General features: G+C 42.0%; 8 protein-coding genes. 4 read left to right on the top strand and 4 right to left on the bottom strand.

Going from position 1 to position 12,171, the window contains the following annotated elements; all coding sequences use genetic code 11:
- Positions 1-12 precede the first annotated feature (12 nt).
- The 3 genes from rlmN to AC57BQ_RS27940 all read left to right on the top strand — a co-directional run bounded on the left by rlmN (position 13) and on the right by AC57BQ_RS27940 (position 3,052).
- Positions 13-1,083 (top strand): dual-specificity RNA methyltransferase RlmN, encoded by a 1,071-nt coding sequence (gene rlmN, locus AC57BQ_RS27950; protein ID WP_496409364.1) that lies wholly within the window; start codon positions 13-15, stop codon positions 1,081-1,083.
- Positions 1,084-1,106: 23 nt separating this feature from the next.
- On the top strand, positions 1,107-1,805 hold the full coding sequence (locus AC57BQ_RS27945) for a ComF family protein (protein ID WP_496409363.1): 699 nt from the start codon (positions 1,107-1,109) through the stop codon (positions 1,803-1,805).
- Between the two features lie 68 nt (positions 1,806-1,873).
- The gene (locus tag AC57BQ_RS27940) at positions 1,874-3,052 is read left to right on the top strand and encodes a glycosyltransferase family 87 protein (RefSeq protein ID WP_496409362.1); all 1,179 of its coding nucleotides are present in this window, start codon (positions 1,874-1,876) and stop codon (positions 3,050-3,052) included.
- A 6-nt stretch (positions 3,053-3,058) separates the two neighbouring features.
- On the opposite strand, the gene AC57BQ_RS27935 is transcribed toward AC57BQ_RS27940, so the two are convergent.
- The 3 genes from AC57BQ_RS27935 to AC57BQ_RS27925 form a co-directional block, all read right to left on the bottom strand.
- Positions 3,059-6,184, bottom strand: coding sequence for a PAS domain S-box protein (locus AC57BQ_RS27935; protein WP_496409361.1), 3,126 nt, complete (start codon positions 6,182-6,184; stop codon positions 3,059-3,061).
- 3 nt (positions 6,185-6,187) lie between these two features.
- Positions 6,188-7,474, bottom strand: a complete 1,287-nt coding sequence (gene glyA / locus AC57BQ_RS27930) for a serine hydroxymethyltransferase (RefSeq protein WP_496409360.1) — start codon at positions 7,472-7,474, stop codon at positions 6,188-6,190.
- A 151-nt stretch (positions 7,475-7,625) separates the two neighbouring features.
- A complete protein-coding gene (locus AC57BQ_RS27925) occupies positions 7,626-8,387 on the bottom strand; it encodes a segregation and condensation protein A (RefSeq protein ID WP_496409359.1) in 762 nt (253 codons plus the stop codon).
- Positions 8,388-8,600: 213 nt separating this feature from the next.
- Between AC57BQ_RS27925 and dxs the strand changes: the two genes are divergently transcribed.
- A complete protein-coding gene (gene dxs, locus AC57BQ_RS27920; protein ID WP_496409498.1) occupies positions 8,601-10,532 on the top strand; it encodes a 1-deoxy-D-xylulose-5-phosphate synthase in 1,932 nt (643 codons plus the stop codon).
- Positions 10,533-10,582: 50 nt separating this feature from the next.
- Here the strand turns inward: dxs and AC57BQ_RS27915 are convergent, their stop codons facing one another.
- Entirely contained in the window at positions 10,583-12,169 is a 1,587-nt protein-coding gene (locus tag AC57BQ_RS27915; protein WP_496409358.1) for a gliding motility protein RemB, read from the bottom strand.
- Positions 12,170-12,171: the final 2 nt, after the last annotated feature.

The raw sequence follows: 12,171 nt of genomic DNA, 5'->3' as shown, positions 1-12,171 counted from the left end.
TACTTTTGCATTGTGAATAATAAAGCAAAAGATAAAATAGACATCCGCAGCCTCGGTTTGGAAGCCTTGCAGGAGCATTTTATCCGTATGGGGGAAAAAAGTTTCAGGGCTAAACAAATTTATGAGTGGCTTTGGAAAAAATCGTGCTTCTCTTTCAACGAAATGAGCAATATTTCAAAAGAACTGCGCACTAAACTTGATGAGAATTTTGTTATTAACAATGTTAAAATAAATTCGTCACAGGTTAGTGCTGATAAAACTATAAAAAATTCTTTTATTTTACACGATACTCATTTAATTGAGGGGGTTTTAATTCCAACCCCTGGCAGGATGACAGCCTGCGTATCGTCGCAGGTGGGTTGTAGCCTTACCTGTAAGTTCTGCGCTACCGGATATATGGAGCGTAAAAGAAACCTTAATCCTGATGAAATTTACGACCAGGTTGTGCTGATAGACAAGCAGGCACGTGAAAATTATGGGGTACCACTATCAAACATCGTATATATGGGTATGGGCGAGCCTTTGCTCAATTATGCCAATATGATGAAATCTGTTGAACGCATCACTGCTGAGGATGGATTGAACATGTCGCCAAAAAGGATCACTGTTTCCACAGCCGGTATTGCCAAAATGATCAAAAAATTGGGCGACGACCAGGTAAAATTCAACCTTGCCCTATCGTTACACGCCGCAAATGACGAAAAGCGTAACACCATAATGCCTATTAATGAGCAAAACTCGTTAAAGGCCCTGGCCGAAGCTTTAAAATACTACTACGCCAAAACCAAAAACCCGGTAACTTACGAATACATTATTTTTGATGGTGTTAACGATGGGATACAGGATGCTATGGAATTGGCTAAGTTTTGCAAACACCTGCCTTGTAAGGTAAATATCATTGAGTATAACCCCATTGCTTTTGCCAGCTACATTAACGCCGGCGAAGATAAGGTAGAAGCATTTGCTGCTTATCTGCAAAAGCAGGGCATCAACGTTCACTTACGCCGCAGCCGGGGTAAGGATATTGACGCGGCTTGCGGGCAATTGGCCATCAAAGAAAAAGCAAAGGTTACCGAAGTTTAAAAAATCTGCCTTAAATTCATGGCATGAAATTGCTGCGTGGCTACCTGGCCGATTTTGTTTCCCTCCTTTTTCCTGAATTATGCCCGGCTTGCCAGGCCAGTCTTGTAGCTAACGAGTATATTATTTGTTCGGATTGCCGTTACAATCTACCCTATACCGACTTTCATTTACAAGCCGAGAACATTGTTGCCCAACAGTTTTATGGTAAAATAAAAGTTGAAGCAGCCTATGCCCTATATTATTTTACCAAAGGAGGCAAAGTGCAAAACCTGATGCATCATTTTAAATATAAAGGCATGCAACGGATTGGTAACTTATTAGGCAATATTGCCGGAACCCAGCTATCTCAAAACCCTATTTTTAATACCACTGATCTGATCATCCCCGTACCTTTGCACAAAAAGCGTTTAAGGGAACGAGGATATAACCAAAGCGCCCGTTTTGCTGAGGGCCTTGCGGAAAAGCTACATGCTGTTGTAGAGGATAATAATCTGCAGCGTACGGTAGCAACGGCTACACAAACCCATAAGTCGCGCTTTGCCCGTTTTGAGAATATGCAGGAAGTATTTATGATCAAACATCCCGAAAGATTGATCAACAAACACGTATTATTGGTTGATGATATTGTAACCACAGGATCAACGCTTGAGGCATGCGGGATTGAACTGTTAAAAATACCCGGACTTACCCTTAGTATTGCCACTATCGCCTACGCGCAATAAAACAAATTGAACTGTTATCTTTTTATCAATACTTTTACCAAATACTATTATTATCACAATTATCTGCAATGACAAAAAGGTTCCTTTATTTAACCGGGTATCAATGGGTTTGGGTATTATATTTGGCCGTTGCCACTTATTGCTGGCAGTATAAATACTTCAGGCATATTGATAATAACTATCTCATATTCCGCCATGCTTATTACCACGCAAAGGAAGGCTTAAACTTGTACTTATTGTATCCAGCGGAATATTATGACGTGTTTTTGTATGGCCCCACATTTACCATATTGGTGGCTCCATTCGCTATACCATCAGAAGCGGTCGGGTTTTTCCTTTGGCAGATAGTTAACGCACTTGCCTTTCTGCTGGCAGTACATCTGCTTCCGTTTAACAACCGCATAAAAACAGCCATCCTTTTATTGTGTGTTATTGAATTTTCCAATACATCACATTACATGCAGATCAATGCTATTATAGCCGCCTTTATCATTATAAGTTTTATGCTGGTAAAAAAAGGCAAGGATGAATGGGCTACCTTATTTATTGTTGCAGGTACTTTAATTAAGTTTTACCCGGTGGTTGGCCTGGCGTTTTTTCTTTTCTCCCGTAATAAATTAAAGTTTATTATAAGTACAGTAGTATGGTCTGGTGTTTTGTTTGCCCTGCCTATGATCATTTCCAGCCCTCATTATATTATTCAATCATACCAGGACTGGTTTCATGAGTTAAGTCTTAAAAACTCCATGAACGTAAGTTTAAATGGCAGTATAGATTGGTGTATTATGGGTGTAGCACGGCGTGTAACTCAAAATGCAGCCATACCTAATACCCCTTTCCTGATAGCCGGAGCTATTATTTTTGCTATCCCGCTACTCAGATTTAAACAATTTAGCTCACTAAAATTTCAGTTACAGGTGTTATGTTCTGCCCTGTTAATGGTGGTGCTATTTAGCACAGGATCAGAGCATCCAACATTTATTATAGCTACCGCAGGCGCGGTGATCTATATAATGATGCAGGATAAGCCTTTTACCACTTTCAATATTGTTATGTTGGTGCTGCTGTTGGTTATTACCGGTTTAGGACCCAGCGATGCTTTCCCGAGACCTGCCAGGGAGTGGATGAGCAACCTTTCTATGAAGGCCTGGCCCTGCATTATTATATGGGTAAAAATTGCTTATGAGCTGATCTTTAAGGATTTTCCTGATGACAAAGAGTTTATGTTGAACAAACAAAAGGCGTAAGGATCTTTACTGATGCTGATACCGGCTCAGCTTATCATAAAGTGATTTGGGGTCAAAGGGTTTTAAAACATAATCATTCATCCCGGCATTGTCTATTTCACCCATCTGGTTGCTCAGCATAGATGCGGTTAAGGCAATGATAGGTAGTTGCTGAAAATACGGATCGGGCATAGCACGTATGATCTGGGTTGCTTCCAAGCCACCCATCTGCGGCATGTGAATATCCATTAATACCACATTGTAATTCCGGTTGTTTTCTATTTTGTGGATAGCTTCAAGACCATTTTCAGCAAAATCTGCATTAGCACCCCATTTTTTCAGGATCTTATTGATCAGTAACCGGTTTATCTGGTTATCATCAACTACTAAAACATTTATTTTGAGTCCTACTTCCAAATTGTTGTTATTATTGTTCAAATGGGTGTTTGTTTTCTTAAACGTAATAGTGAACCAAAAAGTAGAGCCCTTGTTTGGTATGCTATCAACATTTATTCTTGAATCATGCAGTTCAATCAGTCTTTTGCTAATAGCTAAACCCAGGCCGGTGCCACCATACTTGCGTGTAGTATCCGGTTCGGCTTGTTTAAACTGTTCAAATATGGTACCCAGTTTATCAGCTGCAATACCTATGCCTGTATCTGAAACAGAGAAACGTATCCGGACATCCTTATCACTTTCCTGAATTACTTTCAGGTCAATATTAATTCCACCCTCGTCTGTAAACTTAACCGCATTGCTCACCAGGTTCAATAATATCTGGCATAAGCGGGTTCTGTCGCCTATTACAACTGCAGGTACCGCATCATCGATGCTTTTGCTAAGGTAAATATTTTTTTCATCCGCACGGTATCGCATGGAGGTATTGATGCTCTGAATAAGCTCCCGCATATCCACATTAGCCTTCTCCAGATCGATGTTACCCGTTTCTATTTTGGTAAAGTCCAGCACATCATTGATCAGTGTCATTAAATTCTCGGCCGAAAATTTGAGAATGCTCAGATTTTCCTTTTGCGAATCCATCGGATTATCCTCAAGCAGCAGGTGCGACATTCCGATCACTGCATTAAGTGGTGTCCGTATTTCATGGCTCATCACCGATATGAACATGTCCTTGGCGCGGCTTAATTGCAAAGCCTCTTCCTTTGCTGTGATCAACTCTATCTCGGCTTTCTTTTTTGCCGTGATGTCAATAATTACCTCGATATATTTATCAACGTCACCATCATTTCCAATAATTACCGAGTTGATAACCGATATCCACAAAGGCTGCCCATCTTTACGATAAATGAGCAGGTCGACATCAAAAGATTGTTTATTCCGGGATAGTTCGCGTGTTTTTTGAATAATTGAGACATCTGTTAACTCACCTTTTAGTACATCGCCCAAATGGTTACCGCTCACTTCCCGGATATTATATCCGGTGATATTTTCAAATGCCGGATTTACCCATTCCACCTTCCCCTCGCTGTTGTTTATAACTACGCCGCTTGTGGTATTACTGGCCACTAACGAAAGCTTGGTAAGCTCTTCCTCGCTTTTTTTACGCTCGGTGATATCAACCATTACACCAATCTGGCGATCAACCTTACCGGCTTCGTTAAACAGCGGACTGTTGGATAAAAATACCCAGCGTGGGGTATGATCCTTTTTGTATACTTTAATCTCGATCTCGTATGGTCTGTTTTCTCTTACGGCTATTACCGCGCTTTCAAACACGACCAGGTCAGTATCTTCACCAACCAGGGTATTACCCATGATCTTTCCTTCCAACTCGGCAAACGAATATCCGATGATATTTTCCAGGGCCTCATTCATCCAGAGCATTTTGCCCTCAGCATCGCGTATAAAAATACCACTGGGCGATTTTCTGGCTGCGAAAGACAATATCTCTAACTCCTGCTCAATTTTTTTACGGGCAGTAATATCAATAACAATCCTGATAGATTTATCAATCTCTCCTTTTTGATTATGAATAACAGAATTGACAACTGTGATCCATATCGGGGTTCCATCTTTTCGATCGATGAGCAGATCTACTTCGTATGATTCTTTCTTTCTTATCGATGCGTCTAATTTTTCAATGGCCGCGTTGTCAACCGGCTTACCTTTTAAAGTGGTGCCCAGGTATTTATTTTCAACATCCGAAAGATTATAGCCGGTAATATGCTCAAACGCTTCATTCACCCACACTACTTCATCGGCAGCATTACTGATCACTACACCATTAACAACTTTACTGGCCACCAGCGATAATTGTTTGAGTTCTTTTACAACCTGCTTCTGATAACTTACATCCCTGCCGCTGGCAAACCATTTATCGCCTTTAAACGTTGCCGCCCAGCTTAACCATTTAACAGCATGATCCGGCGCAAAAATGGGTGTTTCAAATTCAAATTTATCCTGCCCATTTAACCCCTCCCGCAATTTATTCAGAAACATATCCCTTTCCTTCTCCCTGAAGAAATCCCATATCGGTTTTCCGGTTACCTCCTCTACGGTATAGCCTAAAACCTGTTTAACAGACTGGTTGATCCGCTCAATTTTAAAATCCCGATCCAGAATACAATGAATATCGGGAGAGCTGTCAAAAAGGTCGTGAAACTCTTTATGAACTGCAAGGCTTGCTTCCAGGTCTCTATTTCGTTTGCGCAATAGAAAGTGCGACATCACCTTATCGGCCAGTATCCGCAAAGCGTCGCGCTGTTCGGTGCTGAGCGTGTGGGGTACTGTATCAATAATACAAAGGGTACCTAAATGATGTCCATTCGGGTCAATCAAGGGCGCACCGGCATAAAACCGTACATGCTGACTTACAACCTCAACGTTATCCTTAAAGGTTTCATTAAGTAGGGTATCACTTATCTCCAGTATCTGGTCAGTCAGGATGGTACTATTGCAAAAAGCGCCGGCACTGATGATTTCATCAGCACCGGCGCTAAATTTAGACTTAACCCATTGCCTGTCGGCATCAATCAGGGTGATGAGGACAACAGGAACATTACATACATAAGATGTAAGGCGGGTAATAGCATCGTACTCCTTTTCAGGAGGTGTATCTAAAATATGGTACGACAGCAGGGCCTCTAAACGTTCCTTTTGAGTTATTAAATTTTCCTGCTGCCTTTGGGTCATTAATTATTCCGCGCTGCTTTCTCTGTACAACGGATAATCGTACATCAGCTTGTGGACCTTTTTACGTATTTTCTTTAAAGAAGGTTCATTTTCCGGGTCAACAATTACCGCATCTATCAGCTCTACAATGTGTTCCATTTGCTTCTCTTTCATGCCACGCGTTGTAATAGCTGCGGTGCCCACGCGTATACCAGAAGTAACAAACGGCGACTTATCATCATAAGGAACCATATTTTTGTTTACGGTGATATCCGCGGTTACCAAAGCGTTTTCGGCCGCTTTACCGGTAATGTTTTTATTACGCAGATCGATCAGCATTAAATGGTTATCCGTACCGCCTGATATGATCTCATAACCACGCTTAACAAAAGCTTCGGCCATAGCCGCGGCATTCTTTTTAACCTGCAGGATGTATTTCATATAGCTTTCGCTTAAAGCTTCGCCAAAGGCTATCGCTTTTGCCGCTATGATGTGCTCCAATGGGCCACCTTGTGTGCCCGGGAAAACAGCCATATCCAGTAATGACGACATCATCCTTACTTCGCCTTTAGGCGTTTTTATACCGAATGGATTTTCAAAGTCTTTACCTAAAAGGATCAGGCCACCACGCGGGCCGCGTAATGTTTTATGTGTTGTGGTAGTAACTATATGGCAATGCGGCAGCGGATCGGCTAATAACCCTCTGGCAATAAGCCCGGCAGGGTGTGATATATCAGCCAGTACCAATGCGCCTATTTTATCTGCAACCTTACGTATAAATTCATAATCCCAATCGCGCGAGTAAGCCGAAGCGCCACAAATGATCAGTTTTGGTTTTTCTTTAAGGGCAACTTTTTCCAGTTGTTTATAATCAACCAGTCCGGTTTCTCTAACTACGCCGTAAAAATGCGGCTCATATAATTTACCAGAAAAGTTAACCGGTGAGCCATGGGTTAAGTGGCCACCATGTGACAGATCAAATCCTAATATTTTGTCGCCCGGTTGAAGAACTGCCAACATTACAGCAGCATTAGCCTGAGCGCCTGAGTGTGGTTGAACATTTGCCCACTCGGCATTGAACAGTTGCTTAGCTCTTTCAATAGCGATGGTTTCAATTTCATCAACTACCTGACAGCCGCCATAATAACGTTTGCCTGGTAAACCTTCGGCATATTTATTGGTAGCCACAGAACCCGCAGCTTCCATAACCTGACGGCTCACAAAATTCTCAGATGCTATCAGCTCAATACCCTCTTCCTGGCGTTGTTGCTCTTCATCCAATAACTTAAAAATTAATTTGTCTCTTTTCATTATATATAATTAAAACGGCACTATGTATAAAACGGGCCTAAGTTAGCAAAAAGCCTAAAGCCTAAGGCTAAAAGCTGAAAGCTTTTTTGTATTGAGCCTTGACTCTTTGCTTATTACGCAGGTATTTGAACGATCTAAAAGCTTTAAGCCTTTAGCTTTCTGCTTTAAGCTCCTCTCTGGCTGATATCCAGAAATTATTATATCCTAATCCGATCTGTATATCTATCAGCTCCTGCTGCAGCATTTCTAAAACAGCCAGAAAATTATAAACAAAGTGTACCTTATTTTCTGAATGCCCGGCAATCGCTTTAAAATCAAGCATTTTATTGATCTTGAGCAGATCGCTTACCGCTTTCTTTTGCTTTTCGATAGTGTAAGGGTATTGAACAACGGTATGCTTTACCTCTTCGCTACGGTTAAGATAATTACGCATCAGCCGCTCATGCACCATCATCAGCTTATATAAGCTTAACTCCGATAATTCTTCACCGGGGTGGGTAACCTTTTCTACCTGCTCCAGGTCATGCTTGATATTACCCCGCTTTTCCTGTTTAAAACGCTCTTCTTCATAAGGGCGTATCTCTTCGCACAGTTCCTTGAATTTTTTATACTCTATCAGTTTCCTGATCAGGTTTTCTTTGGTATCGGCTTCGTCGCCGGCATCATCAGCCTCATAACGGGGTAGTAACATTTTTGCCTTGATACGCATCAGCGTGGCGGCCACAAAAATAAACTCGCTGGCCAGCTCCATGTTAAGGCTGGTCATTTGGTGTATGTAGTTTAAAAAATCATCGGCTATGCGAGCTATGGGGATATCATGTATATCCAGCTCATCCCTTTCAATAAAAAAAAGCAGCAGATCAAACGGACCTTCAAATTGGGGTAATTTTATAGCAAAACTGTCGTCGGTCATAAATCTGTTGTAAAAATAAGATTTTTTAGTAGAATAGGGTATCAAGTAGCTAGTATCAAGTATCATGACTTTTTCTTTTTCCCGGACTCCCCAAGAATCTTGATACTTGATACTAGCTACTTGATACTATCCTGAAACAATAAATACATTTAGATAACCTGTTTTTATAAATAAATAACTTACTTTGTAAGTTAAATATTCTTACAAATGTCAATGCAGGTACCAGCCGGGGATTTATTAAAAACAATAAATTATCCATCTGATTTAAAGCGACTTAACGAAACTGAGCTTGAACAGGTTTGCCAGGAACTGCGCCAGTATATTATTGATGTGGTATCGGTAAATGGTGGCCATTTTGCTGCCAGTTTAGGTGTTGTAGAGTTAACAGTGGCCCTTCAATACGTACTGAACACCCCCTATGATCAATTAGTTTGGGATGTAGGCCACCAGGCTTACGGCCATAAAATACTTACCGGCCGCCGTGACGAATTTCATACCAACCGTATATATAAAGGCCTCAGCGGCTTTCCAAAACGTTCAGAAAGCGAATACGATACCTTTGGTGTAGGGCACTCCTCTACCTCTATTTCTGTAGCGCTTGGTATGGCCGTAGCTTCGCATTACAAAGGCGAGACCGACAGACAGCACGTTGCTGTTATTGGCGATGGCGCCATGACCGCGGGTATGGCCTTTGAAGCGCTTAACCATGCCGGAATTGAAAGTTCAAACTTACTGGTGATCCTGAACGACAATAACATGTCTATCGACCCCAATGTAGGTGCGCTAAAGGAATACCTTACAGATATCACCACCTCCAAGCCATATAACCGCTTCAGAGATGATATAGCTCATGTGTTGGCCAAGTTATCAGCCATAGGTCCAGATGCCTTTAAAATAGCGCAGAAGATAGAAAAAAGCATTAAGGGCACCCTGCTAAAACGCAGCAACTTTTTTGAGGCCCTTAAGTTCAGGTATTTTGGCCCTATTGATGGTCATGATGTAAACCACCTGGTAAAAGTGCTCAAAGACCTGCGCGATATACCAGGGCCCAAATTATTGCATTGCATTACCACCAAAGGTAAAGGCTATGCCCTGGCCGAAAAAGACCAGACCAAATGGCACGCTCCAGGTTTATTTGATAAAATAACCGGTGAGATCAAGAAAACCAAGTACGATAAACCTCAGCCACCTAAATACCAGGACGTTTTTGGGCACAGTATTATTGAACTGGCCGAGCAAAATCCTAAAATTATGGGCATTACTCCGGCCATGCCTTCGGGATGCTCGCTTAACCTCATGATGAAAGCCATGCCAACCCGCGCTTTTGACGTAGGCATAGCCGAACAGCACGCGGTAACATTTTCGGCGGGATTGGCTACTCAAGGTTTGGTACCATTCTGCAATATATATTCCAGCTTTATGCAAAGGGCGTATGATCAGGTGATACACGACGTGGCCATTCAAAAACTCAATGTGATATTCTGTTTGGACAGGGCAGGCCTTGTAGGAGCTGATGGGCCAACCCATCATGGAGCTTATGACCTGGCTTTTATGCGCTGCATACCCAATATGACGGTATCTGCACCAATGAACGAAGAAGAGCTGCGTAACTTGATGTTTACCGCTCAGCAAGAAAACATGGGCCCCTTTGTGATCAGATATCCTCGTGGTAACGGTGTAATGGTTGATTGGCAGCGTCCGTTCAAGGCCATACCTGTTGGTAAAGGCCGCAAAGTTTGCGATGGCGACGAGGTTGCTATCCTATCCATAGGCGCCATCGGTAACGAAGTAGTAAAAGCCACTGCCGCCCTAAATACCGAAGGCTATTACCCAGCGCATTATGACCTGCGCTTTGTAAAACCGCTTGACGAAGCTTTACTTCACGAAGTATTTAAGAAGTTCAGCAAAGTAATTACGGTTGAGGATGGTTGCCTTGAAGGAGGAATGGGCAGCGCAGTACTGGAATTTATGGCCGATAATGGCTATCAGAATACAACGGTAAAACGCCTGGGCATACCAGATAAGATCATAGAGCACGGTGAACAACCCGAACTTTGGGCCGAATGCGGCTATGATGCGCAACACATTATAGCACAGGTTAGAAATTTAGGCGCTAAGCATAATACACATACCATAGCATCATAAAACAAAAAAAGCGGCTAAGCCGCTTTTTTTGTTTTATGTGTACTCGCAATTTAATGCGTTTTATAACTCGCTAAATCATTGTAAATAGCCCGGAACGAGCTGCGTATACCAAAAGTGATCATACCTGTTTTGTCATGAAACTGGCTGTTCTTTTCAGAACGATAAATTCCGCCTAATTCAAAACGCAGGTTATATTTAGGGTTTAACAGATAGGCTACTTTACCTTCTACATAAACCATATTGGTTGTTAAGCCCTGGCCGGTATAGTTGCCCAAAGCCCTTGCCGGATCTATGTATTGCTGAAAGAGATCTTTACCGAAGTTAAGATCATCCGTATCCAAGCCGTAATGCCCGTAATCAAGCTCTCCGGAAAAATCGAATCTTTTATAGGAGTAATTCAACAACCCAACCAGTTCACGAAAGTTTGCTCCCCATGGATGCGCTAATGGTTCGCCATTTTCAGAATAGTTAACTATGGAACTACGCTCTGAATAGGTGTATGGCTTTACGTTATTAGTTTCCAACAGGTAATTTAATCCACTTACATTAAACAGGTTTGCGCCTCTAAGTCCCAATTGCCAGCCATATTTATTTCGAGAACTGCCATTGCTGGAGAAAAAGTTTTTCGCCTCAAACTCATCAAGCGCAAACTGACCGTAGACTGTAACGCCGTCTGTAAGTTTATATTTACCTGTTAACCCGATCAAAGCATTATCCGGCGAGCCGTTTGTTGCCTCAACAGGCCGTAAGAATATAACAGGGTTGATATAAGTAAAATCAAAACCACGCTCATGGCCAAGGTCATCTTTAGCAGGCCAGATAACCGCATCAAAAAAGCCTAACGAAAGCCGGTTACTTACATTCCAGTCCAGGTAATGGAATACGCCATATTTTTTACGGTCGCCGTTATCTACTTTAACAGATAGCGGATCATTAAAGTAGGCCCACATCGCCATGTATCTTACATTACCCAGGGTGGCGGTTAATTTAATAAATGGATATGGTGAAGCATAATCAGATAATAACTCAGAGCGATAGCCATCACCAATAAAAGTTTTATCCCGCCCGGCGGTTACGTTCAGATATTTATTGGGAGTGTATGATACCAACGCTGTAATGTACGACCAGCGGTACTCATTACCATAAATACCCGCATAGGCCTGCCCGGGAGCTATACCTACCTGGTTGGTATACGTGGCCAGGTAATCAGGAAGCACGGCCCTGTTTTCATAGGCGCTCACATTATAGGATAACTTATTACCAACGGTACCCCCTACCTGCAGCCCAAGTGAGCCCGAGTTGGTGTTCTTTTTATTGGAAAAATCCCGGCTCAGGTTAAAATCGGGTAAAAGATCGGTGTAAAAAGTGTAGCCTTTCCCCTTCACATCAATCTGGTGCTCGGTAAAGAATTTCCCTTTTAGTCCGCTCAAATTCATTAAAGAGTCATAATGAAACCTTATCAATGAATCATCAACAAAAAAGGGTTTTATTGAGCTATGTACACGGGTTTGCGTGGAATAAACATCGGCATCCAGTTTCTGGTAAAACTGATAAGAGTAAGGTTGATATACTGATTGTGCCTTTACAATCCCGCTTATTAAAAATAATAGTATAACGCTGGTAAATATTTTCTTCATGC

Source organism: Mucilaginibacter sp. BGA-UO-ETr-C110 (assembly GCF_059567985.1).
The sequence above is the reverse complement of the archived record's forward strand: the minus strand, read 5'-3'. Positions and strand labels throughout refer to the sequence as shown.

What these genes read in the sequence shown, in the direction of transcription:
- AC57BQ_RS27945 (WP_496409363.1), top strand. Translation starts at nt 1,107, where the DNA reads ATGAAATTGCTGCGTGGCTACCTGGCCGATTTTGTTTCCCTCCTTTTT.
- AC57BQ_RS27940 (WP_496409362.1), top strand. Translation starts at nt 1,874, where the DNA reads ATGACAAAAAGGTTCCTTTATTTAACCGGGTATCAATGGGTTTGGGTA.
- glyA (WP_496409360.1), bottom strand. Translation starts at nt 7,474, where the DNA reads ATGAAAAGAGACAAATTAATTTTTAAGTTATTGGATGAAGAGCAACAA.
- dxs (WP_496409498.1), top strand. Translation starts at nt 8,601, where the DNA reads ATGCAGGTACCAGCCGGGGATTTATTAAAAACAATAAATTATCCATCT.
- AC57BQ_RS27925 (WP_496409359.1), bottom strand. Translation starts at nt 8,387, where the DNA reads ATGACCGACGACAGTTTTGCTATAAAATTACCCCAATTTGAAGGTCCG.
- AC57BQ_RS27915 (WP_496409358.1), bottom strand. Translation starts at nt 12,169, where the DNA reads ATGAAGAAAATATTTACCAGCGTTATACTATTATTTTTAATAAGCGGG.
- AC57BQ_RS27935 (WP_496409361.1), bottom strand. Translation starts at nt 6,184, where the DNA reads ATGACCCAAAGGCAGCAGGAAAATTTAATAACTCAAAAGGAACGTTTA.